The following is a 24,674-nucleotide window of genomic DNA, read 5'->3' on the forward strand; positions in this document are numbered from 1 at the left end:
GGTTTCTTAGGTGGTGAAATGAATACCTTGCTTCGCAAGGCTTTTTATTTTTCACCACCTAAGAAACTTAAGACACCGAAGAGGCACCTGAGTATTAATGAATATGCCCCGCCTTCTTCGAAATATCCAGCATCCGATCGATGCACACCCGTCCTTGTTCGATCACCCAATCTGGCAATAGAATTTCTGGGGTTTCATGTTTCATGCACAGATACAATTTCTCCAAAGTATTCAGGCGCATGTACGGGCATTCGTTGCAGGCGCAATTGTTTTCGGGCGGTGCCGGGATGAATACTTTATCGGGCGACGCTTTTTGCATTTGGTGCAGGATACCCGCTTCGGTAGCCACGATGAATTCTTTGGCTGTGCTTTTCTGGGTGTATTTCAGTAGGCCCGTGGTAGAGCCGATGTAGTGTGCTTTAGCGAGGATGTGCTCTTCACACTCCGGGTGCGCAATGAATTCCGCATGGGGGTGGCGGAGCATCAGTTTGGTGATTTTTTCGTTCGAAAAAATTTCGTGTACCATACAGGCACCGTTCCAGAGCACCATATCGCGGCCCGTCTTTTTGATGAGGTAAGCGCCCAGGTTTTTGTCAGGCGCAAAAACGATTTTTTGATCCTTCGGGATGCTGTTGATGATATCGACTGCATTGGTGGATGTACAGCAAATGTCAGTCAGCGTTTTGAGTTCAGCCGAACAGTTCACGTAGCTCACCACCACGTGGTCGGGGTATTTTTCCAAAAATTTCTTAAACAAGGGCGCTGGAGCCGAGTCAGCCAAAGAGCATCCCGCTTTGAGGTCGGGCAACAACACCTTTTTTTGGGGCGAAAGCATTTTGGCTGTTTCTGCCATGAAGTGTACACCAGCAAATACAATGATGTCGGCATCCGTATTGGCGGCCTCCCGTGAAAGCCCCAGGCTGTCACCAATGTAATCGGCAATGTCCTGAATGTCGGACTCCTGGTAGTAGTGGGCCAGGATGATGGCATTTTTCTCCTTCTTGAGGCGGTTGATTTCCTCAAAAAGATCAAGGGTAGGGTCTACCTCCAGGTCGAGGTAGCCTTTTTTGGTCAGATTTTGTTGGGCAACTGCAATGGCGTCCATAATCGCGAATTGAAAAGGATTTTGTAGTGTTTAGATGTTATTCTAACGCAAAGGTAACGAAAAAAGTTTTAGACTTATTTTAGAAATGAAACTAAGTAGACAAAAATTGCTTTTTTCGGGATTAGTTTATATCTTGACTACATAAAATAAAAGCATGACTGCCACAAGTTTGCAATATCATTCTACTCATTCCGATTTGTTGATTGGAACTTATAGTGTTGCTGAATATCTAGAGATAGAGCGCAGCAGTGGGGAGCGTCATGAATTTTACAATGGTCAAATTGTTCGTATGGCGGGAGGAAGTGTCAATCACAACCGTATTTCAAAAAACATTGTACAGTACTTAGGCAATGAGTTAGATAAAAAAGAAGGCTTGGAATTGTTTGGCAGCGATCAAAAGGTTTATCTTCCGAAACTAAATGTATACCTGTACCCTGATGCCATTGTGGTTACTCAAACACCAGTTATGGCTGAAAATGTATCTCAGGCCATCATGAATCCCGTGTTAGTCATTGAAGTACTCTCTCCTTCCACCGAAGATTATGACCGCAAAGATAAATTTATGAAATACCGTACCCTGGAATCCTTCAAGGAGTACGTCATTATTCAACAAAACAGCGCAGAAATTTTAACCCTGTTTCGTAGCGAGCCACATATTTGGGAAGAACAGGAGTTTACAGGTGTAAGTAATTCCGTTTATTTCAAATCTATTGATGTACATTTACCTTTAGCCTTGATTTACAAGAATGTAGAACTATAAATAACTAAAGCGGAAGCAATGTAATCCACCACTTATCAATTCTTCTTCCGCGAAGTGGTATCTATTTTCACCTTTTTCCGCAGTGTATCCACCTTCACTTTCTTCCGCTTGCCCTCAAACAAGGGCTTCAACTGAATGGTATCTGGCCCTTTGATTTCCGGGGCTTTTTCATCTGGCTTGATGGGTTTCGGAGGGCGGGTCAAAGTATCCCGCTCAAAATACGCTTCAGCGATGACCAGCGAATCAACAATTTTGGTAGCCTGTCGGAAGGCTTCTTCCTGACAGGCTTCAATTTTGGCGCTGCGGTAAGCGTTGATTTTGCGCTGCAATTCTTGATCCATCAAGACCTGCATTTCTTCTTCGCTGTAATCTTTATTGGAAAGGCAGGCGGGGAGAAAGAGCGTTAAACACAGTAAAAGGAAGAGTTTACTGGTGTAGCGTTTTGTAAGTAAGTCTATAGCTGAGCTCCTTTTCATCTTGAATACCTTTTTCTCAAATCCTCCTCTTCCTTCCGACGCACTTGCAGCATCGAATCCACCAGATGCTGGATTTTTGCGGCCTGTGTACCGGAACATAGACTATCCATTTCAGCCGATAAACCACCCTGGTTGATGGCGCGTAGGTACAAGGTATCCACCTGATCCCGTTGGGTGGTCGTCAATCTCAGGGGCGGTTTTTCCCCACAGGAAAAAGCCCAAATGCTCAACAGCAAAAAAACAAAAACTGGCACTAAGCCTTTTTTATTCATGATTTCAAAATATCCGTAAATAAACCGATATAACCTATAAACACCTCATCTGGACAAATCGATCACCTTCCGCCGCAATTCAAAGTTCTGCCCAAGATAGACCTTGCGCACCATTTCATCGGCGGCCAACTCCTCGGCGGTACCGTCCTTGAGGATGTTGCCCTCAAACATCAGGTAGGCCCGATCGGTAATCGAGAGGGTTTCCTGTACATTGTGATCGGTGATCAGGATGCCGATGTTTTTGGTTTTGAGTTTGGCCACAATGTATTGGATGTCTTCCACCGCAATGGGGTCAATCCCCGCAAAAGGCTCGTCGAGGAGAATAAAAGTAGGGTCGGTAGCCAAGGCCCGGGCTATTTCAGTCCGGCGGCGCTCACCACCCGAAAGGGTATCCCCCCGGCTTTTGCGGACCTTGTGCAGGTTGAACTCGTCGATCAATATCTCCAGCTTGTCTTTTTGCTCAGCTTTGGAAAGCTTTGTCATTTCCAATACGGCTTTGACATTGTCTTCGACCGTAAGTTTGCGGAAAACCGATGGTTCCTGGGGCAAATAACCAATCCCTTTTTGGGCCCGTTTGTACATGGGCAAGTTGGTGATCTCCTCGTCGTTGAGGTACACCTTGCCTTCATTGGGCTGGATAAACCCAACCACCATGTAGAAAGTTGTGGTTTTGCCAGCGCCATTTGGCCCCAGCAGACCTACAATTTCACCCTGATTGACATTGATCGAAACACCTTTGACTACATGGCGTCGACCGTATACTTTAATGAGGTTATCGCTGCGAAGAATCATAATGCTTTTGGTTCATAGACCCCTCAAGAGGGTGATTTGTGTTTAGTCAACATAGATTACCTTGCGCAAAAAGCGAAAACCAAAGGAAAGCTCAAAAGCCAGGTTGGTACTTCTGCGTTGGGGTAAGCTGATGTTGCCCCGGGGCGCCCAGGGGTTGGGGTTGATGATGTTCTCCAGTGGTGGCTGATCGTACTGATAGGAGAAGTCAGGATTGACCGTAAATTCAATCAACACGCCGACCAAATCGTCAAAAGGAATATGAAGCCCGCCACCGACGGTGATGCCGTAATTGATTTTGCGCACAAACTCAGGAATCGGGTAATAGATCGCATAAATATCGTACTCATTGGGGATTCGTGGCCCGAGTAGGGTATTGATGGTGTATTCACCCCGCAGCCCAAAGAGATAGTACAACTTTTTATCACCCAAATCCAGATCCAGGTGTTGTTTGGCCCCCACTGTCAATGAAGCATTACGGTATTCAAAGGATATTTGTTGCGCAGGAACCGTAAAAATAGTGCCACCAGAACCCGTTACTGCACTGCGAGGGGTGCGAATGGCGCTCCCTTTGATGTGGTAACCCGCTTGGGCAAACAAGGAAAACCGGGTATCTTCAGCCAGCGACTCGATAAAAACAATGCCGTGGTAGCGCAGCAGCATGTCACGATCAAAATTATTGTCCCAACGTTGTCGGCTGGCAGTGACGCCACCTTTGATGCCAAATGCCGAGCCTTGGGCCATCATAATGCTAACTGAGCCACAAAAAAACATAGTAATGAATAAGGAGCGCATAGCTGTTACTTTAAGAAGGTGATGCAGTCCAAAGGTGCAAAGCTTGAAAGAATTCGAACTTTAAACCCTAAGCTTATCGCTCAACAAAGGTGAGGAATTGGCTTGGATTGTGCAAGAGTTCGGTTGAATTCAACAAAATCAAGCTTTTGAACTCAGGCATTAGCCGCAATGCGTAGGGCAGGTATTTAAAAAATTACCTGAAAAACTTTGTTTATCAATATAGTTCTACGTTACTTTGCGGGTGCATTTTTAAATCAATAAAGCTTTCTAACATGTCAAGCATTGCAGAAAAAGTAACCAAAATCATCGTTGAGAAGCTGGGAATTACGGATTCAGAAGTTACCCCTGAAGCGAGCTTCACAACCGATTTGGGTGCGGACTCTCTGGACACCGTTGAGCTGATCATGGAATTCGAGAAACAATTCGATATCTCCATCCCGGACGCAGAAGCGGAAAACATTAAAACGGTGGGTGATGCAATTACCTACCTAGAGGCCAACGCGAAGTAACATTCGGGTTCGGGAAAAAATCCACAGGTTAATTTTATCCTGTGGATTTTTTCATAAGCATACTCTTGTTTCTGCTAATCAATACTGTATATGAGAAGAGTTGTTGTAACCGGTTTGGGCGCAGCTACCCCTATTGGCAATACCTTGCTGGCTTACCGGGAAGGTTTACAGAACGGAGTGAGTGGTGCCGATCGGATCACCTTGTTTGATCCAACGGAGTTCAAAACTCATTTCGCTTGTGAAGTCAAAAACTTCAATCCCGAAGTTGCGATTGACAAAAAAGAGGTGCGCCGCCTCGACCGCTTTACCCAGTTCGCCCTCGTTACCGCCGAAGAAGCCATGCAGGATTCTGGTTTGGCTGCCCAATTGGAGCAGTTGGATCGCGACCGCGTGGGGGTCATTTGGGGTTCGGGCATTGGTGGCTTGCGTTCTTTGGAGGAGGAAATTGAGACTTTTAATTCCGGCAACGGTACTCCACGCTACAATCCTTTCATGATTCCTAAAATGATTGCGGACATTGCGGCGGGGCATATTTCTATCAAATACGGTTTTCGGGGCATCAATTACGCTACCGTATCGGCTTGTGCATCAGCCACTCATGCCATCATGAACGCTTTTGACTACATTCGTCTGGGCCGTAATGACTTGATTGTAACGGGTGGATCAGAAGCGGCGGTAACCAAAGCAGGAATTGGTGGTTTCAACGCCATGAAAGCATTGTCGACCCGCAACGACGACTACAAAACGGCTTCTCGCCCCTTCGACAAAGACCGCGATGGCTTTGTACTCGGAGAAGGTGGAGGTGCATTGATCCTTGAAGAATACGAGCACGCTAAAAAACGTGGCGCAAAAATATACGCGGAGATTGTAGGCGCAGGCGCAACTGCCGATGCCTATCACATTACTGCACCCCATCCCGATGGTTTGGGCGCACAAAACGTGATGCGCATGGCGCTGGCCGACGCAAAAATGAATGCCGATGAAATTGATTATGTCAACGTACACGGTACTTCTACCCCATTGGGCGACCTTGCTGAAACCAAGGCCATCCAGGGCGTGTTTGGCGAACACGCGTATCGGCTCAACATCAGTTCGACCAAATCCATGACCGGCCACTTGTTGGGTGCTGCCGGGGCCATTGAGGCCATCGCTGGAATTATGGCCCTGCGTGGTCAATTTATTCCACCAACAATCAACCATTTTACCGACGATCCTGAAATCGACAGCCGCCTGAATCTGACCTTTAACCAGGCTCAGGAACGCAAAGTGCGGGCGGTACTTAGCAATACTTTTGGCTTTGGTGGCCATAATTCATCTTTGATATTCAAGCAGTTCACAGAATAGGACTGTAATATTTTGTTGGGTGAAAAGAATAAAAACTACTCATGCCCCAGCGATATGCGCTCAAACTCAGCCATTTTGTACTTGATAAAATAGCTGAGTTTCGATTCCGTTTTTCACTTTTTGTAGTTTCTTTCTTTTTCATTCAATACTTACAGGCCGTTTCTGTACTTATTCATAGTCATCACCCTGCAAAAAGTGGCGTTCAGCCCCGTTTTTTGCAGGGCGGCATTGTTTACACTCATAACTAAACGGCCTTGCGTCTTTTATTCAAATTTTATAACTATTACCTGTCTTCGGATAAAGAATTCGCCCGTAAACTCAAGCCACTGTTGGGTTACACGCCAGCGAATTTGGGTATTTTTAAGTTGGCCTTTTCGCATAAATCGACCAGCAATTCGGGCGACAAAACGTTCCCGATGCAAAACAACGAGCGCTTGGAATACCTCGGCGACGCGGTTTTGGGTACGATCGTGGCCGAATACCTCTTCAAAAAATATCCAGACAGCAACGAAGGTTTTCTCACCAAAATGCGCTCCAAACTGGTGAAGCGCAAATCGCTCAACCGCATTGGTGACAAAATGGAACTGGAGCTTTTGCTCGCGGAATACAACACCACTCGTTTGAGTCGCTCAATGCTTGGCAATGCCGTGGAGGCACTGGTAGGTGCAGTCTACCTCGACCGGGGATACGGCCCAACCAAAACCTTTGTGATCAACCACATGCTGCGCAGGTACGTGAACATCCACGAACTGGAGCGCCTCGACGACAACTACAAGAGCCAACTCCTGGAATGGTGCCAAAAAAGTGGCAAAAGTGTAACCTACAAACTCCTCGCCCGTTATAAATTTGAAAAACGCGATCGCTTCAAAGTGGCCGTCATGATCAACAACAAACGGGTCGCCGTTGCCGACGATTTCAACAAAAAAAGTGCCGAACAAATGGCTTCGGAAAAAGCCATGCTCGCGTTGGGCATCCTGATTGAGGAAGAGGATGAAGATTGAATGGTGCATGGGGTTGAGAAGGTTTAGGCTGCCGCAGCGACTTAGACAATGTCTTTTGTCAAAAACGCTGCAGTAGCCTAAACCTTCTCAACTTCCCTCAACTCTTACCCATGAAATCACCCCTGGATAAACGCATCGAAGCCATGTCCCTCGGAGCCAAAGAGCTCCAACTTTGGGTATTGGATGCGGTACGCCAGGGATTTGGGCACCTCCAAAGTCAACCCCAATCCACCTGGGACAGCATCGCTGCCCGCATGACCGATGCCAAACTCGGTGCCATTTCCCGCCGCATCCGCCTACTGCGCGAGCGCCGCAACGCGCCACAATGGCCAGATTTGTTTTTCCACGAACTCGCCGATTTTTACCTCTTCGCTCAAGCTTTTGAAAAGTTGGAAACCTTGCCTCCAACCATGCAGGAGGAACTCTTGCTGTACGGTGGGCGAACCATTCGGAAGGTAGATTTGCTCCAACAAACGCCAGTACACGATCGGTGGTTGGTTTTGGGGCAAAATTTTGGCATAGAGGAAGATCTGCGTTGGCGGCGGACCTGGTTTTGGGCCGAAAAGCTACAAAAACCTGCCCTGGTACTGGATTTTGCCTTTCGAGATGCTCCCTTCGAACAAGAATGGATCATCGGCGCGGCTTTTGAAGCGGACTTGTATTTTTTCCCAGGCATCAATCCCCTGCGGGCGGTGGTGGGCGAGTTTGGGTTCTCAACCGAACCTTTCGCGGAGCTAAGCGGCTTTAGTAGCGTGGCCGATTTGGCCCAAAACTATGCGGAAGCCTTGAGTCAAAATCCTTTTTTATCCCTCAGTCCATTTATCCTGAGTGATTTTGGCGTTATCTTGCAGGAGCAGCGCTTTTACGCCATCGATCAGCAGCACCACTTTCTTCCGCTGAGCAATCAGGAGGAAAAAAACTGGAAACTGCTGGCCTTGAGCGGCGGACAACCGATTGCTTTTTTTGCGGAATGGGATGGGCAGGTACTAAACCCACTATCATTGATCCAGTCATCTGCGGTGACCAAGCTTTAAACCATACATTATGCCGTTCAGTCGAATCCTTGCCTTGCCTTTTGTTATCGGAATGGCCTTGGCTTTTTACCTCGCCTTGGCCAAAGACCCTGCCTATGCGATGTATGTCGTGCCTTGCGTTGTGGTTTTGGCAATCATTTATATTTTTTCACCCCAAATCGACTGGTTTTGGTACCAACGCAATCCTCCAACGCTGCCGGATAAACTACGGGCTTTTTTTGAGCAGCACAGTTTTTTTTATCAGCAGCTTCAAAGTGAAGAAGACCGTCAGTTGTTCCACCGGCGGGTTGCTTTATTCAAAATTGCCACGGATTTTAAAAGCCCGGAAGAAGATACTGCCGTAAGTGAAGATTTAAAAGTGGCCGTTGCAGCCAGCGCGGTGCCACTTAGCTTTCATTTGCCAGACTATTTGTTGCCCAAGTTTGAAACGGTGGTGGTGTTTGCCCAGGCTTTTCATTCTCCTCAATATCCCCATTATATTCACGCCTCGGAGTTGTTTGAGGAGGATGGGGTTTTGCTTTTTTCAGCCCCCCACCTGATGAAGGGCTTTATGAATCCCCGTGAGTATTACGATGTGGCCCTACACGAGTGGGTACGGGCCTTTGTGCTCAGTTTTCCGCAACTGAATTGGCCTGTTGATGATGCCCAGCGCTGGTTGGCATTTCCACAAATCAGTGGTTTTCCAGCCCAGGCCATCCAACAATGGATCAATCGGCCCGATGTGGAATTGTTGCCAGTTACAGTTGTACATTATTTCCATTTTCCGCAGCAGTTTAAGGCGGTATTGCCGGAGGTGTATGGGCAGTTGGAGGGAATTTTTCAGTTGGAGGCGAAGCGGGTTTAGCTTAAGGTATCTCTTCAGTGTCTATCAAAAAGAAACGCAACCATCTCCAAAAAGGAAACAGTTGCCTTCCTAAGCTTTTAGTCTACGCTCGACTATTGAACTACTGTCTACAAAGTTGGGATATTGCCCAAAGATGTTGCCTACTCCACAGTTGAGGGTGTCGCCAGAGGCGTTGCAGGCGGGAGCGCTGAAGAGGCAGTGGTTGAAGCGGAAACCAGCCAGATTGGGCCGCATGGGGCTTTGCAAGATGGAGGAGAGCGCTGTGGCCTCCTCGTAAAAAATATTGTTTTGCAGGTATACCTCCGCTTGCCGCGAAGGGCGGGTGTCGCGCTTGGTGATGCTGCCCAATGTATTGCCTACAAAAGTGGAGTTCAGAATAGAAATCCTGGTCGGCCCCAGGTTATCGTGATGAATGGTGAGGGGGCGGTCGTTTTTTACAAATACGCAGTTGCTAATAGTGCCAGTTACACCTCCAGCAATATCGGCGTTGTTAAAGATATTGATCATGCCTAAGTCGGGGTTGCGTGGCCGACCATTGGTGCCATTGCCTTCAAAAATGCATTGATCTATTTGAAAAAAAGTTTACTTCTGCCTCCATTGACCATGTTAATCAACGAACAATCAGGCTACTAGAGTCTACGTTGATGAGCTCCATTACATGATAGGCAATGTCGGTATCGCTGGTTTTATTCCCAATGTTTCCGGATAAAACGGAAGGATTAGCCTGCCAATCTCTCTGCTCCAGGCGGTTTTCCAGCCCTTTAAAACCTCCCATCAAAATTATGCCGTTGGGAACTTTAAAGGATACATTTTGATCCAGGCCAGCGGTAGGGTAATAAGTGCCTTTAGCCACCCAGATGCTGTCGCCAGCTTTGGCAACTTGTAGGGCTTGTTGAAGATCGGGGAAAGCGCGTTGCCAGGTGCTGCCGTCTGGATTGCTACTGGAAATGGCCGTGGAATCGACGTGCCAACGTTTTGCCTGGGCAAAAAAACAGGTGCTAGCCAATAGGAAAAAGCTAAGGCTCAGGCCAGCTTTGAAGAGGTTATTCATGGGATGATGATTTGTGGGAATAATTGTTATAAATAAAATTCAAGGATATTAATATTTGTAAGCTATTCCAAATTTACAATGTTAAATAAATAAAAATTAACATTTCTTTTCCGGGAATAGTAAAAAAAATAGGAAGTGAAACATTCCGCTTCACTTCCCATTTTATGGCTATATTCTATTTACAGTCCTTACGCTGCCTTCAACTGCCCCAATTTCGATCGATTCAATTTCTCCATCGCGTATTCCGCATCAATCAGCAAAGTCCGCACATCTGGTGTAGAAGGCAATTCAAACATCGCGTCGGTCATGATGGCTTCACAAATGGAGCGTAGGCCCCGCGCCCCAAGGTTGAACTCCAGGGCTTTGGTGGCGATGAACTCGATGGCGTCTTCTTCAAAAGTCACTTCGATGCCTTCCAGCGAAAACAACTTTTGGTACTGCCGCAACAAGGAGTTTCGAGGCTCGGACAGGATGCGTTTAAGTGTAGGCAAATCGAGTGGATCCAGGTAAGTGAGCACTGGCAAACGGCCAATCAATTCCGGGATCAAACCAAAACCTTTCAAGTCCTGGTGTGTGATGTATTGCAGGAGGTTATCCCGATCGATGCGCTCTTTTTCGCTGGCTTTAAAACCAATCACCTGGGTATTCACCCGGCGGGCGATGATTTTTTCGATGCCATCAAAAGCACCACCACACACGAAGAGGATGTTTTCGGTATTGACCTTGACCAGTTTTTGCTCAGGGTGTTTGCGGCCACCTTGGGGGGGCACGTTCACATCGGTACCTTCCAGCATTTTGAGCAGCGCCTGTTGGACACCCTCGCCCGACACATCACGGGTGATGGAAGGATTGTCGCCTTTGCGGGCAATTTTATCAATTTCGTCAATGTACACAATGCCGCGTTCGGCGGCAGAAACATCGTAGTCACACACTTGGAGCAAGCGGCTGAGGATACTTTCCACGTCTTCACCCACGTAGCCAGCTTCAGTGAATACTGTGGCGTCGACGATGGCAAAAGGTACATTGAGGTATTTGGCGATGGTTTTGGCCAGTAGGGTTTTTCCAGTACCCGTACGACCGACCAGCACAATATTCGATTTTTCGATTTCCACATCATCGCTCGATGGCTGCATCAGGCGTTTGTAGTGGTTGTACACCGCAACGGATAGGAATTTCTTGGCGTCGTCCTGACCAATCACGTATTGATCCAGGTGTACCTTGATGTCGCGCGGGGTAATGGAAGGATTGAACTGGAATGGGCTGCTGCTCTTCTCTTTGGGAGCTGGAGCTTCAGCGTTGGGGTTTTTGCGATCGTAGAGTTCTTCCTGGATGATGTCATAGGCCTGCTCTACACATACCTCGCAGATATGCGCATTAATGCCGGCAATGAGCATTTGGGTCTCGGATTTGTCCCGACCACAGAAAGAACAACTGTACGTTTGTCTACCTTTGTTGCGCATTTTGAATCCTGATTAGTTCGGAATCGTGAGCCCTTTCACGACCAAAACCATGAACGGGTTGATCACTTTGAAATAAAGTAGTGGGGCAAAAATAAGTGTTCATTTTTCTTGAGCCAAAGAATTAGAAAAGACACTTGAAATGAACCGTTTACTTTTCTAATTCTTTGGCAAAATGAACACTTATTTTTTTTTCGCCCTCAAAGCAATCAACCCGCTCTAAAATTAAGAATTTTTCTGAGGAATACTACGAACCAATACCTCATCAATCAAACCATAAGCTTTCGCTTCCTCGGAAGTCATCCAGTTGTCGCGGTCACAATCTTTCTCGATTTTCTCGTAAGGTTGTTTGGTATGCTGCGCCATGATCTCGTACAATTCGCGTTGATTTTCTTTGATCAACTTGTAGTAGATTTCCATTTCGGTCACTTGCCCTTGCATGCCACCGAGTGGTTGGTGGATCATTACGCGGCTGTGTTTGAGGGCCGAACGTTTGCCTTCGGTACCTGCGCACAACAATACTGCGCCCATTGAGGCAGCAATACCCGTACAGATCGTTGCTACATCGGGTTGTACATACTGCATGGTATCGTACATGCCCAAACCTGCAAATACCGAACCTCCTGGGCTGTTGATGAACATTTGTACATCACGCTTGGGGTCAGTAGATTCAAGGAAAAGCAACTGGGCCTGGATGACGTTGGCTACATAATCCGTAACCTGAACCCCGAGGAAAATGATGCGGTCCATCATCAAACGGGAGAAAACATCCATTCCCACTATATTCATCTGACGCTCTTCGATCACCTGGGGCGTGAAAGCCTGGATGTTGGGGTAAGCGTAGGCGGTAGACAGTTCCGCGTACTTTTCAAGGTGCATGCTACTCATACCAAGGTGCTTGGTAGCATACTTCATGAATTCATCCTTGTGAAACATAAGTTGTAATTTTTTGAGGATATAACATCGCCCAACAAATAAGAGTTGAGACGGATGTTAATTTCCCGTTGCGTACAGACAAAAAAAGCGCTTGTTTAATTTTTTGGGCGGAAGCGAAAACGCGACCATTTTTGCCTGGATGAGGCACGAAAAGCGGAGTTTAGCAGCGCTAAATGAGCATTTTCGGAACGAAATTCAGGTGAAAATGGGCCGTTTGTAGCCCGAACAAAAAATTCAAACAAGCGCTATAGGCGCTAAGGTGACAAAACTGCCTGCCTTAGCGCCTTTATTTCAGTTGATTTATTCTTCTTCTAGTAGGTCAGCTTCAGCTTGTTCGGTTTGAGCCTGAGCTTGAGCCTGGCGCATTACTTCCAAAAACTCGGCTTCCGCGATGGGTTTTGGATTGATGGTCACTACAGCACTGATGGCAGCCTGTAGTTTGTCCAACAATACTTCGTCACCAGCTTGGTCTGCTTGCTTTTCGTCTTGCATCAAACGCTCGACCATACCATTGATCAAGTTCATGTCGTTCAACTGTCCGCCGAAGTAAGACAATACCCGATTGGCAAAATAAGCTTTCAAATCGTCCTCAGTCACCTGAATGCCAAACAAACGGGCGGCTTTGTTGCGGATCAAGGACCACTGCAAACTTTTGGTGAAGGATTCAAATCCTTTGTCCACCGTTTCGGGAGTAGCATTTTCGTTGGAAGTCAAAATCCAGCGCTTCAGGAAAGCTTCCGGTAAGGGCAATTGGTTCAATTCCAACAAACGCTCCTGCAAATCGCGGAACAACAAGGCATTGGCCTGTTGATCGAAATATTGGCCATAATCCAAACGGATGGCTTCACGCGCTTCTTCTTCACTGGTTACACGGCCTTCACCGAAGTAGGTATTGTAAAACTCTTCGCCCATTTCGGCGGGTTCTACCCGGCTGGCTTCTTCGATGGTGATTTGGAAAACCCGATCGCTGATTTCGCGATCATCTTCTTTTTCCAATCCCAGAAAGTAGCGGCGTGCAAAATCCTCGTCGCGGTCTTTTTCCAGTTCGAACACATCCATTTTCAGGGTATCACCTACTTTGTGGCTCAACAAAATGGCTTTGGCGCCATCTTGTGCATTGGCCAGCAAAAGGCTGAAATTGTGCTCGATGCCTCCTTCTTTTACACTGTCAGCCTCCAACTCAGCGAGCTGAAGTTTGACCATGTCTTCTTCCTGGATCTCGGAGTCAGATACAATGCGTTTGCCAAAACGTTTGCGCGCTTTGAGCATTTCTTCGTCCACGCGATCGTCGCCGATTTCTACCTTGTATTTTTCGTAAACATCGCTGGCGTCAATGCCCTTGATCTCAAACTCCGGGGCAATACCCAGGTCGAACTTGAAGATATAATCACTAACCTGGATGGGATCGAGGTGAACCTCGGGGTGGTTTTCCGAAGGAATGGGCTGACCCAATACTTCCAACTTGTTCTCGATGATGTGATCGTACAGCTGGCGTTGTAGCGCGTCGTTGACGATATCGGCCAACAAACCTTTGCCATACAACTTGCGCAGCATGGTATCAGGGGTTTTTCCTTTGCGGAAACCCTTCATGGCCGCCTTTTCACGGTATTTATTGAGTTCTGTTTTCAGTTTTTGTTCTACCTCTGCCTTTTCCAATGTGATGGTCAGGACAGAATTTAGATTGTCGATCTCCTCTCTGACAACATTCGGCATAATCGCAATAGATTTAAAGAAAGTCAAATAATGTGCAGCGAATAGAAAAGCAGGCGCATAAAATACTTGCGCCGAGCAACCAGCAATTTTGCTCTTTTAAACGTTCTATTATTAAGTGTGCGGGTAGAGGGACTCGAACCCCCATGCCTTGCGGCACCAGATCCTAAGTCTGGCACGTCTACCAATTTCGCCATACCCGCTAATATTGGATTAAAACCCTTGATTTCTAACGGTTTTGCCCTCCTTTGGGTTCCCGTTTTTAAAAAAGCGTTGCAAAGATAGAATGTTTTTTGTAATTTCAGAGATTCTCTCTCGAATATTTGTTTTTTGCTAGCTAGATCAAAGCGTACGTTTTTTTGTAACTTTGTAAATCCAGCTTTTGTCAATTTTTGTTTTTTTTATCAACATTTTTTCGGAGAACACCACGCAGGTTTATTAACAATCCCATGATTTGAAAACCAGGTAAAAGGAAGCCACTATGGCAGAGGTACTGACAATACAGGATGAAGAGAAAAAGCTGATTCAGGATGCTTACCGACAATTGTTGCGCTCGATAAAGTCCGACATGGACGAGGACGACCGCAAAATGATCCGCAAAGCTTATGAAATGGCCGTGCAAGCCCACGCTGAACAACGGCGCAAATCGGGCGAGCCTTACATATTGCACCCCATTGCCGTGGCACGCATTTGCTCGGAGGAAATTGGGCTGGGCCCCACCGCCGTCGCTTGTGCGCTCTTGCACGATGTGGTGGAAGATACCGACATCACGCTCGACGAAATTGAGCATGAATTTGGCATCCGGGTGCGCAAGATCGTGGATGGCTTGACCAAATTGGACAACGCTTACAACTCGGAAAGTCCCCAAGCGGAAAACTTCAAAAAAGTACTCTCCACCCTTGTAGAAGATGTACGCGTGGTGCTCATCAAAATGGCCGACCGCCTGCACAACATGCGTACGCTGGGCTCAATGCCCCGGCACAAACAACTCAAAATAGCGGCGGAAACCAGTTACATGTACGCCCCGCTGGCCCATCGCCTGGGTTTGTACAACATCAAAACGGAGTTTCAGGATCTGTGCATGAAAATCATCGATCCCGACAACTATCGCCTGGTAGCCGATAAACTCAAAGTAACCAAAAAAGACCGGGAGCAATACATTCAGGAATTCATCGCCCCCTTGAATCAAAAACTGGAAGAGGCCAAAATCAAAGCACAGATTTTCGGACGGCCCAAGTCGATTTACTCCATCTGGAATAAATTGAACACCAAAAAGGTGCCTTTTGAGGAAATTTATGACCTCTTTGCCATCCGCATTGTCATCGACGCGCCACCGGAAAAAGAAAAACTGAAGTGCTGGCAGGCCTATTCCATCGTCACAGACGTACATACGCCCCTGCCCGAACGCCTTAAGGATTGGATCACCATGCCCAAGTCCAACGGGTATGAGTCCTTGCACACCACGGTCATTGGCCCCGGCGGGCGATATGTGGAAGTGCAGATTCGGACTGAACGAATGGACGAAATTTCGGAACGCGGCTATGCAGCCCACTGGAAGTACAAAGGGGTGAACAACCAACCCGACGTGTACGAGCGCTGGCTAGACAGTGTTCGCGAAGTACTGGATGACCCCAATAGTGACGCCATCGAGTTTATGACCGACTTCAAGAACAATAGTTTGTTCCAGGAGGAAGTCTACGTATACACCCCCAAAGGCGACATGAAAATGCTGCCGAAAGGCGCTACAGCCCTGGATTTTGCCTTCAACATCCACACCGACATTGGCTATCACTGCATCTCCATCAAGGTGAACAACAAGTTGGTACCCATGGGTTACAAGCTGGTGAACGGGGATCAGGTGCAGATTTTTACCAGCAAAAATCAAAAACCCAGCGAAGATTGGCTGAAAATGGTCGCCACGGGCAAGGCCAAAGCCAAAATCCGTTCGGTGATGAAGGAGGAACGCCGCCGCAAGGGTGAAATTGGTAAAGAAGCCCTAGAGCGCAAATTGCGGAACCTGAAGGTGGATTTTGAAGAAGGGGTAGAAGTTTTGCTCAAGTACTTCCAACTGAATTCCAAGATTGACCTCTTCTACATGATTGCGGTCGAAGACAAAAGTATTGCCGACATTTTCCGCAAATTCAAGGTGGAGATAGGTAAACTGGTGGAAATTGCACCGGAAGTGGCCAAACACGTCACCGATCACGTGACCGGTCATGTTACAGAGGTGCACCAGGAGCAATTCCGCAAACCGGGGGTCAAAGCTCGCTTGATGATCAATGCCGAACCCGCCGAACGTTTTGAATATACTTTTGCCACCTGTTGCAACCCGGTGCAGGGCGACGATATTTTTGCTTACCTCACGGCTAGTGCAGGTTTAAAAATTCACCGCTCAAAATGTCCAAATGCCTTACATTTGATGGCCCAATACGGCTATCGGATCATGAAGGCCGAATGGGTGATGACCGAAGATGCTAGTTTTGTGGCTGAACTCAAAATAACGGGTGTGGATGAAGGCGTAGGTGTGATCGAAAGATTGACCCACCAATTGTCCAGCCAAATGGGGCTCAACATCCGCAAGTTTACCATCGAAGGTGACGAAGGTTATTTTGAAGGCACAATCAAATTGATGGTAAAAAATACCGCCCAATTGGAGCGCGCCATTCAAGAACTGGGCAACCTAGAGAACATTTCAACTGTTACAAGAGTGAGTTAAAACAAAAAAAATGTCTGACAACAAACTCGACGATATCCTCCGCGAGGTAAAAAGTATTTTTTCAGCGCACCTGGAGAAACACGCTCTGCGCAAAACCCCGGAACGTTACGTCATCCTGGAAGAAATTTACAAACGCAGCGACCACTTCGACGCGGATACCCTATACATCCACATGACCAACCAAAACTACCGGGTGAGCCGCGCCACGGTGTACAATACCCTGGAATTGTTGGTGAGTTGTGATTTGGTGAAAAAACACCAGTTTGGCAAAAATCTGGCGCAATACGAAAAGTCCTACGGCTTCAAGCAACACGATCACCTGATTTGTGTGGATTGCGGCAAGGTACTGGAGTTTTGTGACCCCCGGATTCAGAACATCAAAAACATGATGGGGGATTTGTTGAAGTTTAATGTGTTGCACCATTCCTTGAATTTGTACGGGCAGTGTGCCGGGGCTTGTGAAAGGACAAGGGTGAAGGTGGAGGAGAAAGTGGAGGAGGCGGGGTGAGCCAGTTTTCTTCTCTTGGCCGCAGTAAAAGTCTAAATGTTTTTGTTCACAAAAATGCCTTGTTCATGTTTCGTGAACAAGGCATTTTTGTGAACCGGAAGTCTCCTACAAAGAATTGATGGTTTCTACCAAAATACCTCCTTCTGTAACCAAAATCACTGTCCCCAAACTTTCTTTCCCCGATTTTTACAGAAAGTAAACTCAATCCACCTTCAAAAAACGACCATGAAAGAAAGAATTTTAAACGGATGGACCCTCACCCGAGTATTGTACCTGGTAATGGGAAGTTACATTGTTGTGCAATCCGTACTGGATCATCAGTGGATAGGCATCCTGCTGGGCGGGTACTTTGCCGCAATGGGCTTATTTGCTTTTGGCTGTGCAGCAGGCAATTGCGGGGTGAACTATTCGGCGGGGCGAAAAAGTCAAGGTGCTGGCGATTTTGAAGAGGTGGTATTTGAAGAGGTGAAAGCAAAGTAAAGGGAGAGTGATTTAAGGAAAGAATGCCCGTAACTTTCTTTTCTCTCATTTTAAATGATAAGAACATCTTTTTATTTTTACTCAGGATGTTGAGTAAATTTACTCAATGTACTGAGTAAAAGTAAAAATAGAATACAAAGTACTCATTTTAAGATTCTTAAATAAGAAGAAACAACTCTTTGAATTGGACTGTCATTTTTCAGGTCAAATTCTTTCCTTCAATTATCTGGACAGGTTTTTCTATTTAGTTATATGTTCCCGCGTCCGAAACTGTACAAAAACTGTCCATCTCCGAACAGTTTTCCCTTCTTTTATTTTCCACAACCAACTCAATTTCAACCCCATACCCTCTTGGCACGCCATTTGATCAGCAAAAGTAGAAATAATACCTTTGCATGAAAAGAACCTACCTGGGCGAATTTGAAGAACTGGTACTCCTGACCGTTGCTGTACTTGAAGGCGAAGCCTACGGCGTGGTGCTCCTACACGAGCTCATTGCCCAAACCGGACGCTCCCTCCGACTCAATCAGGTGCATTCAGCCCTGCAACGCCTGGAAGACAAGGGCATGCTCAGCTCCGAAATGGGTGAACCCACCGCCGAACGTGGGGGCCGCCGCAAGCGCCTCTTCAAAGTCACTGCTTATGGCGTCCGCACCCTGGAGGAAATCCAGGCTGTTCGCAGCAGTTTGTGGAACCGTTTTACCAACCCCAAAACCGACCCAAGCCTATGAGCCGCCTCGAACAACCCACGCCACAGCCTCCCCGTTGGGCCGATCGCCTCTTGGAGTGGTTTTGTGCCCCGCACCTGTTGGAAAATGTGCAGGGCGATTTGCACGAAGAGTTTTTTTATCAGGTAGAAAAGGTTGGGGCACAAAAAGCAAAATTTCAATACATCATCGAAGTGTTGGGCTTCCTCAAACCCTTTGCCATCCAACGCAAGCCCAGTCCATATCCATCATCCACCACCACATTTCATCCGACCATGATCCGCAATTATTTCAACATCGCCATCCGCAATTTGGCCAAAAACCGCCTCTATGCCGCGCTCAATATTTTTGGGCTCACCATCGGCACGCTGTGCTGTTTGTACATCCTGCTGTATGTGCAAGACGAGCGCAGTTACGACAAACACCACGCTGCAGCGGATCGCCTTTACCGGGTGACCACCGAACTGAGCTTTCCCGATACCAAAGACCCCCACAAAATGTCGACCTGCTCGCCCCCGATTGTTCCAGCCATGCAAGCTGAGTTTCCTGAGGTGGAAATTTCCACCCGCATGGTTGATCCCGCTCCATTTGGGGTGGAGCGCTACCTGTTTAAAGTGGGGGATAAGGTTTTTTACGAAAATACCGGCTACGTAGTGGACAGTACTTTTTTTCAAACCTTTGACTACCATTTTTTAGCTGGAAATCCGAAAAAGGCCCTGAATGCACCGCAGTCCATGGTCATCTCAGAAGCCCTGGCCATTAAACTCTTCAACACCACCGATGCCTTAAATAAGACCTTAAAAGTTACCGGTCAGGTGGAGGAGGAAACCTATAAAGTCACCGGAGTATTCAACAATTCCCTGGGCAAAAGCCACCTGATGCCCGACTTTTTTACCCCCATGAACTCGCCGGGCATGGGCGAATACGTGCGCAGCGACAACACCTGGGCAGGCAACAATTTCTTGTACGGCTACCTGAAATTTAAACCCGGTACCGACGTCCAGGCTTTTGAAGCCAAACTGGCCGCCTTTATTGAACGCAACGGGGGCGATCAACTGCGGCAAATGAAGATGCAGAAAAAGCTCTTTCTGCAACCCGTCCGCGCCATCCACACCAGCGCAGAAGACTTAGCGGTAGCCAAGGGCACCAGCGAGCGCTTCCTGAACATGTTGCTCTTGATTGCTGGATTCATTCAACTCGTAGCCTGCATCAACTTCATGAACCTGAGCACCGCCCGCAGTACCCGCCGAGCCAAAGAAGTGGGCGTACGCAAGGCGGTTGGCGCCGGACGCTCCTCGCTCATGGGGCAGTTTTTGAGCGAAAGTATGTTGATGACCCTGATCGCGGTAGGGCTGGCCGTGCCACTGATGTGGCTGTTGTTGCCTTTGCTCAACCAGCTCACGGGAGCATCCTTGAGTTTGCAATTGACGCAAGATTGGTCGACCTGGGGCATTATTGTGGGTCTGGTATTGCTTACCGGAGTGGTTGCAGGCAGTTATCCGGCCTTTTATCTTTCTTCCTTTAATCCCCTGAGCATCTTTAGAGGTATGCGGGATACCAAATCATCCCAAGGGGCCATCAATTTCCGCAAGGTATTGGTAGTGAGCCAATTTGTTATTTCTTCAGTACTGATCATTGGGGCAGTCGTCATCCAGCGTCAGTTGAATTACCTGCTGAAAGAGGACATGGGGTTTGAAAAAAATCAGAAAATTGTCTTCCCAGTGCGGTCGAATGAAAGCCGCCCCCAATTGGGTGCCTTCCGCAATAGATTGGCCGCGCTGCCCGAAGTGGCGGGTGTAACTGGGATGTCGGCTTATCCTGGGCAGTTTGTGCCCAATGACATCTCGATGTACAAAGAGGGGGAAGACATGAACAGCAGCACGGTCATTCGTTATGCTTTTACCGACGAAAAATTCCTGAGCACCCTGAAAGTTAAACTGCTAGCAGGGCGTAATTTTACGGCAAGAGACACTTCCAGCGAGGAATTTAAAGCCAAAGTCATCGTGAATGAAACGGTACTCAAAACAATGAATATTCCCCTGGAACAAGCACCTGGCATGGTTCTACGCAGCGACCGGGGCAATGGGGACCAGATTCAGTTGACCATCATCGGCGTCATGCAGGACATCAACTTTGAGCGAATGTCCAAAAAGGTAGCTCCGTATATGATGCGGGTGTCTCCGCACGAATTTCTGCCACAGGTCATTACCGATGTAACCACGCAGGATTACCCTGTTTTTGTACAAAAAGCCCAGCAAATTTGGAGCGAACTGTTTCCTGGAACACCCTTTGAATATACCTTTTTGGATCAGGAAGTAGCTCAACTTTATCAGGCGGAACAAACCTTCTCGAACATCATCGGGACCTTCACCCTAGTGGCCATTTTTATTTCCTGTTTGGGCTTATTCGGCTTGTCGGTTTTTGCAGCCGAGCAACGTATGAAGGAGATTGGCATCCGCAAGGTATTGGGAGCGAGCGTAGGCAGTTTGACGAGCTTGCTGGCCAAGGATTTTGTCATCCTGGTGGTCTTGTCCATTTGTATTGCCTCCCCCATCGCCTGGTATTTGATGAACCTGTGGCTGAAGGATTTTGCCTATCGAATTGAAATTCAGTGGTGGATCTTTGTATTGGCGGGCTTGATAGCAGTGGCTGTTGCGTTTTTGACGGTGAGTGTGCAGAGTGTGCGCTCGGCATTGGCGAACCCGGTGAAGTCCCTGCGGAGTGAGTAGCGCAAAGACATTTTTGCTATAAAACCGGCACAAAAAAATTAGCACAGAGGAAAAAAGAGGGCACCAAGGACACAAAGTGAAGCGCCGTCAACGTCTAACTTTGTGTCCTTGGTGCCCTCTTTTTTTTCCTCTGTGCTAATAAAATGTCGCTTTGGTCTTATTTTAAGAACTCCGAGATGATCTATGTTTGCTTTTGCAAGCAGCGTTAAAAAAATGTGCAGATATAAAAAAAAACGTATATTGCTCACTCAGAGCACCTTTATTGTCCTCCCTTCTCTGATTCTGTAAATTACTTAAAACAAACACAAGACGGTCTAATTCAGGATTCAATGCTCCACTGGAAGCGAATGGAAAATTATATCTATTTCAAAAACCATACGTCATGAAAAAAATCCTTTTTATCCTGCTCGCTTGCTCGCTGGCACCTTATATTCGGGGGCAAAGCCTGGATCGATCAGTATTGGGAGCGGCAGGTAAAACCGATGCCAACAAGGCCTTCCGCCTGGAATGGACCCTGGGAGAAGTAGCCGTTAGCCGTTTTGAACACGCTGGTGGTGAAATCAACGAAGGGTTTCATCAGCCTTACCTTAGCGTCGAATCAGATCTGCCCCTAGCCACCTCTGACCAGCATTTTCAAATTTATCCCAATCCAGTAAGCGCTGAGTTATTTGTCAAGGCCAAACTTCGGGCCAATGAGCAAGTCCATTTGCGCTTCATCGATCCCGCTGGCCGACTGCTTTTGCCCGATCGCCTTACCGGAGGATTGGTCGATGAGCAATTGGATTTACAGCGCTTTCCGGCTGGGCATTATTACCTCCTGGTGTTGAACGCCAAGGGTAAAGTGTTGCAGTCAGCTAAAATTCTTAAGCAGTAAACGCTCTTTTTTACACCCAAAACTTCATTACGATGCAAAAGTTTTTCACCCTATACGCCCTTCTACTCTGCTGGGCCTGCTTTGCCCAAGCTCAGCAACTAAGCTCCTTCCCAGGCATGAATTACCAGGCCGTTGCTCGCGATGCTGCCGGTAAATTGCTCTCTAAAAAGACCGTTTTCCTGCGGGTCAACTTATTGTCCGATGGCCCGACGGGCAATGCCGTTTATTCAGAAGTACACCAGGTAACCACCAATGAAAACGGGCTCTTTAACCTCGTCATCGGGAAAGGCGAAAACAAAGGAAGCACCTTCCAAACGATCCCCTGGGCTGAAAAAAACATTTGGCTGGAACTGGCGCTGTCAGAAAGTAAAAAAGAAGCGTTTAGTGTGATTGGTGCCAGCCAGTTGTTGGCCGTGCCCTATGCCTACCACGCTGGATCGGCGGAAAGCCTGCATCTGCACGAAACCAATGAAAAAAGCGCCTGCAGCCGGGTAGCTGCCGGGATGCCCTTCTGGACCGTCAATGGCAACGACAAAGTATCGGACGAGTGCCATTTCATTGGCACGACTGTGGATGAAGACCTGGTTTTTAAAACCAACAATGTTGAAAGAATGCGCATTTTGGCGGATGGTACGATAGACATGCCGGGCAATCTGTTTATCCACGGCAACCTCACGGTAGACGGCGATGGCACCTTTTTTAACCTCAACGCCAAAAATGACCTGACTGTAGCTAAAAACGGAGCCCTGGGACAAGACTTGAGTGTAGGCAACAATGGCACCATTGCCCAAGACCTGAGCATCGGTAACCAAACCACTACCAAAATTTTACAAGTCAATGAAGCAGCCACCGTGAATGGCCCATTGACTGCGAATGGCCGTTTGGTGGTGGATGGTGGAGCCGACGGCAGCCAAAGCAAACAGGAGAGTTATCCCTTGTTGGTTAAGGGCAGCACTCAAGGGATTGCCATTGAAGTGAACCCGAGCACCAATAGCAACCTGGAATCAGGTCGAGGCAACAATTACATGTCCTTTTGGAAAAATGGCGAAATGACTGGCCGAATCGAAGGTATGAACACGGGCGACCTCGATCCCACGGGTTTGGTTGGTCTGATCACCAAAATGGTCACTGACCCACCTCCGGGTATCAGTTACAAACTTGGGGAATTGGTCATCGATCTCTTGCCAAAAGTGGATGTCGTTGTTGATGCAAGTTTAGATCCCTTTGGCGTGGATGTAGACGTAGCGGTCACTTTGCCCAACCTCAATCTAGACAACCCTTTCTCCCGCCTACCCGGAAACTTTCTGGAATACATCGAAAATCCAACGGGCGGGCCAGCCAGTTTCATTTATAAAAACATCTTTGAACCCATCGCCTGCGACCCTCAAACCGGGCTTTTCGCCCAAGGCGTAGGTCCCGAAGCGGCCAACAATTTCAAAGCTCAGGTTTTTTCCAATTACACCCTGGATATCCTCACCAATTCCATTACGGTTTTTGGTTCCATTGTACAAACGGTGACCAGCGTCGCCAGTGTACTTGACCCCGAAGACATCTTTAGTGATGCTTTCGATTTGGTGATCGACGTTACCAACCTAACCCTGGTGGCTACTTACGCCGATTTGAGCCTGGGTGTAGCCTTCGAATCGGGCTCCGGCGACTATGCCGAATGGCTGCCTCGTGTAGATCCTGCCGAAGCCATGAGCATTGGCGATGTTGTGGGGGTAAATGGTGGCAAAGTGTCCAAAAAATTCAGTCAAGCAGAGCGCTTTATGGTGGTATCGGCCTCGCCGATTGTACTGGGGAATATGCCCAGCAGCAAAGAGGGAGAAAAGAACTCCGAAAAGATTGCCTTTATGGGCCAGGTACCCGTAAAAGCGCGTGGGGTGGTACACATTGGTGATTACCTGCTGCCTTCAGGCGAGGGTGATGGCTTGGCCATCGCCGTAGCACCCGACAAGATGAAAGCCCGCGATTTCAAACGCATCATCGGCGTCGCCTGGGAAGCCGCTGATGGCAGCGAGTTTTTCAAACTGATCAATACTGCAGTGGGGTTGAACCAAAATGACACGGGTAAACTCATCGAAGAAATGCAAATGGTGATCAATCAAATGCAAAAGGCGATACAGGAACTGAAGCCTGATTATCAGGCACATTTGTTTGAAGTAGGTGAAACAACTTTGGCGAATCGCCCAGTTACGCTCGACTTTACGGTGTCTAATACCCACCCTTCCCAGATGGGCAATTATTTTCAGGGTAAAAATTATTCCAATCGCCAGGAAATGTTGCAGGATGTGAAAAACGCATTGGTTGAACGGGCGAACATCAACCTGGATAAGTATCCATTGGTTGCGTACCTATTTGATCACCCTGAGCAGGCGGGGGATATGGCGAAGTATTACAATCAAGTGAAGGAAACGGTTAGTGAATTGGTGGGAAAACGATAATGAATATTCAGCACCTTTAGATATGATTCCAGAGGTGTTTCTTCAGAGTCTTAAGTTTCTTAGGTGGTGAAGAAAAACAGTTATTAACCACCTAAGAAACTTAAGACACTGAAGAAACACCCTAGGAATAAAG

At 47.5% G+C, this 24,674-nt stretch carries 23 protein-coding genes and 1 tRNA gene; 13 read left to right on the forward strand and 11 right to left on the reverse strand.

Translation table 11 applies throughout. The annotated features are described in order from the left end of the window. Nucleotides 1–94: 94 nt before the first annotated feature. Nucleotides 95–1,105: a quinolinate synthase NadA gene (gene nadA / locus ACEW9O_RS27985; RefSeq protein ID WP_373553538.1), complete on the reverse strand. Its 1,011-nt coding sequence runs from the start codon at nucleotides 1,103–1,105 to the stop codon at nucleotides 95–97. Nucleotides 1,106–1,259: 154 nt separating this feature from the next. Here nadA and ACEW9O_RS27990 point away from each other — a divergent pair, with 154 nt between their 5' ends. Further along, nucleotides 1,260–1,865 carry a Uma2 family endonuclease gene (locus ACEW9O_RS27990; RefSeq protein WP_373553539.1) on the forward strand — a complete coding sequence of 202 codons (606 nt, stop codon included), beginning with the start codon at nucleotides 1,260–1,262 and terminating at the stop codon, nucleotides 1,863–1,865. Between the two features lie 35 nt (nucleotides 1,866–1,900). Here ACEW9O_RS27990 and ACEW9O_RS27995 read toward each other — a convergent pair whose 3' ends face one another. Genes ACEW9O_RS27995 through ACEW9O_RS28010 form a run of 4 tightly spaced genes read right to left on the reverse strand, consistent with a single transcriptional unit; the run spans nucleotide 1,901 to nucleotide 4,197 of the window. Continuing rightward, a complete protein-coding gene (locus ACEW9O_RS27995; RefSeq protein ID WP_373553540.1) occupies nucleotides 1,901–2,341 on the reverse strand; it encodes a hypothetical protein in 441 nt (146 codons plus the stop codon). Beyond that, nucleotides 2,338–2,613: a hypothetical protein gene (locus ACEW9O_RS28000; protein WP_373553541.1), complete on the reverse strand. Its 276-nt coding sequence runs from the start codon at nucleotides 2,611–2,613 to the stop codon at nucleotides 2,338–2,340. Before ACEW9O_RS28000 ends, ACEW9O_RS27995 begins: the two co-directional genes overlap by 4 nt. Nucleotides 2,614–2,658: 45 nt before the next feature. Beyond that, on the reverse strand, nucleotides 2,659–3,405 hold the full coding sequence (gene lptB, locus ACEW9O_RS28005) for an LPS export ABC transporter ATP-binding protein (RefSeq protein WP_373553542.1): 747 nt from the start codon (nucleotides 3,403–3,405) through the stop codon (nucleotides 2,659–2,661). Between the two features lie 42 nt (nucleotides 3,406–3,447). Further along, entirely contained in the window at nucleotides 3,448–4,197 is a 750-nt protein-coding gene (locus ACEW9O_RS28010) for a hypothetical protein (RefSeq protein WP_373553543.1), read from the reverse strand. A gap of 272 nt (nucleotides 4,198–4,469) precedes the next feature. Here ACEW9O_RS28010 and ACEW9O_RS28015 point away from each other — a divergent pair, with 272 nt between their 5' ends. From ACEW9O_RS28015 to ACEW9O_RS28035, 5 genes are all read left to right on the forward strand, one after another. After that, complete coding sequence (locus ACEW9O_RS28015; RefSeq protein WP_320030642.1) at nucleotides 4,470–4,706, forward strand: acyl carrier protein; 237 nt, start codon at nucleotides 4,470–4,472, stop codon at nucleotides 4,704–4,706. A gap of 84 nt (nucleotides 4,707–4,790) precedes the next feature. Beyond that, nucleotides 4,791–6,050 carry a beta-ketoacyl-ACP synthase II gene (gene fabF / locus ACEW9O_RS28020; protein ID WP_373553559.1) on the forward strand — a complete coding sequence of 420 codons (1,260 nt, stop codon included), beginning with the start codon at nucleotides 4,791–4,793 and terminating at the stop codon, nucleotides 6,048–6,050. Nucleotides 6,051–6,304: 254 nt separating this feature from the next. After that, entirely contained in the window at nucleotides 6,305–7,051 is a 747-nt protein-coding gene (rnc, locus tag ACEW9O_RS28025; RefSeq protein WP_373553544.1) for a ribonuclease III, read from the forward strand. A 110-nt stretch (nucleotides 7,052–7,161) separates the two neighbouring features. Further along, nucleotides 7,162–8,085, forward strand: coding sequence for a hypothetical protein (locus ACEW9O_RS28030; RefSeq protein ID WP_373553545.1), 924 nt, complete (start codon nucleotides 7,162–7,164; stop codon nucleotides 8,083–8,085). 10 nt (nucleotides 8,086–8,095) lie between these two features. Then, nucleotides 8,096–8,929: a zinc-dependent peptidase gene (locus ACEW9O_RS28035; RefSeq protein WP_373553546.1), complete on the forward strand. Its 834-nt coding sequence runs from the start codon at nucleotides 8,096–8,098 to the stop codon at nucleotides 8,927–8,929. A 69-nt stretch (nucleotides 8,930–8,998) separates the two neighbouring features. Here the strand turns inward: ACEW9O_RS28035 and ACEW9O_RS28040 are convergent, their stop codons facing one another. The 6 genes from ACEW9O_RS28040 to ACEW9O_RS28065 form a co-directional block, all read right to left on the reverse strand. Continuing rightward, the gene (locus tag ACEW9O_RS28040; protein ID WP_373553547.1) at nucleotides 8,999–9,436 is read right to left on the reverse strand and encodes a hypothetical protein; all 438 of its coding nucleotides are present in this window, start codon (nucleotides 9,434–9,436) and stop codon (nucleotides 8,999–9,001) included. A 103-nt stretch (nucleotides 9,437–9,539) separates the two neighbouring features. Beyond that, nucleotides 9,540–9,980 (reverse strand): hypothetical protein, encoded by a 441-nt coding sequence (locus ACEW9O_RS28045; protein ID WP_373553548.1) that lies wholly within the window; start codon nucleotides 9,978–9,980, stop codon nucleotides 9,540–9,542. A 188-nt stretch (nucleotides 9,981–10,168) separates the two neighbouring features. Next, nucleotides 10,169–11,440, reverse strand: coding sequence for an ATP-dependent Clp protease ATP-binding subunit ClpX (gene clpX, locus ACEW9O_RS28050; protein WP_373553549.1), 1,272 nt, complete (start codon nucleotides 11,438–11,440; stop codon nucleotides 10,169–10,171). Between the two features lie 222 nt (nucleotides 11,441–11,662). Next, complete coding sequence (locus ACEW9O_RS28055) at nucleotides 11,663–12,373, reverse strand: ClpP family protease (protein ID WP_373553550.1); 711 nt, start codon at nucleotides 12,371–12,373, stop codon at nucleotides 11,663–11,665. A 300-nt stretch (nucleotides 12,374–12,673) separates the two neighbouring features. Further along, nucleotides 12,674–14,086, reverse strand: a complete 1,413-nt coding sequence (gene tig, locus ACEW9O_RS28060) for a trigger factor (RefSeq protein ID WP_373553551.1) — start codon at nucleotides 14,084–14,086, stop codon at nucleotides 12,674–12,676. Between the two features lie 118 nt (nucleotides 14,087–14,204). Then, nucleotides 14,205–14,286 (reverse strand) — tRNA-Leu (locus ACEW9O_RS28065). Between the two features lie 278 nt (nucleotides 14,287–14,564). Between ACEW9O_RS28065 and ACEW9O_RS28070 the strand changes: the two genes are divergently transcribed. The 7 genes from ACEW9O_RS28070 to ACEW9O_RS28100 all read left to right on the forward strand — a co-directional run bounded on the left by ACEW9O_RS28070 (nucleotide 14,565) and on the right by ACEW9O_RS28100 (nucleotide 24,541). Then, nucleotides 14,565–16,799, forward strand: coding sequence for a bifunctional (p)ppGpp synthetase/guanosine-3',5'-bis(diphosphate) 3'-pyrophosphohydrolase (locus ACEW9O_RS28070; protein WP_373553552.1), 2,235 nt, complete (start codon nucleotides 14,565–14,567; stop codon nucleotides 16,797–16,799). A gap of 10 nt (nucleotides 16,800–16,809) precedes the next feature. Beyond that, on the forward strand, nucleotides 16,810–17,307 hold the full coding sequence (locus tag ACEW9O_RS28075) for a Fur family transcriptional regulator (protein ID WP_373553553.1): 498 nt from the start codon (nucleotides 16,810–16,812) through the stop codon (nucleotides 17,305–17,307). Between the two features lie 225 nt (nucleotides 17,308–17,532). Beyond that, nucleotides 17,533–17,787: a hypothetical protein gene (locus ACEW9O_RS28080; protein ID WP_373553554.1), complete on the forward strand. Its 255-nt coding sequence runs from the start codon at nucleotides 17,533–17,535 to the stop codon at nucleotides 17,785–17,787. 395 nt (nucleotides 17,788–18,182) lie between these two features. Further along, on the forward strand, nucleotides 18,183–18,518 hold the full coding sequence (locus tag ACEW9O_RS28085; RefSeq protein ID WP_373553555.1) for a PadR family transcriptional regulator: 336 nt from the start codon (nucleotides 18,183–18,185) through the stop codon (nucleotides 18,516–18,518). Beyond that, a complete protein-coding gene (locus ACEW9O_RS28090; RefSeq protein WP_373553556.1) occupies nucleotides 18,515–21,223 on the forward strand; it encodes an ABC transporter permease in 2,709 nt (902 codons plus the stop codon). Before ACEW9O_RS28085 ends, ACEW9O_RS28090 begins: the two co-directional genes overlap by 4 nt. A gap of 382 nt (nucleotides 21,224–21,605) precedes the next feature. Then, the gene (locus ACEW9O_RS28095) at nucleotides 21,606–22,097 is read left to right on the forward strand and encodes a T9SS type A sorting domain-containing protein (protein WP_373553557.1); all 492 of its coding nucleotides are present in this window, start codon (nucleotides 21,606–21,608) and stop codon (nucleotides 22,095–22,097) included. A gap of 32 nt (nucleotides 22,098–22,129) precedes the next feature. Next, entirely contained in the window at nucleotides 22,130–24,541 is a 2,412-nt protein-coding gene (locus ACEW9O_RS28100; RefSeq protein ID WP_373553558.1) for a hypothetical protein, read from the forward strand. Nucleotides 24,542–24,674 lie beyond the last annotated feature (133 nt).

The sequence above is a fragment of the Haliscomenobacter sp. genome (assembly GCF_041740695.1).
Taxonomy (GTDB): domain Bacteria; phylum Bacteroidota; class Bacteroidia; order Chitinophagales; family Saprospiraceae; genus Haliscomenobacter.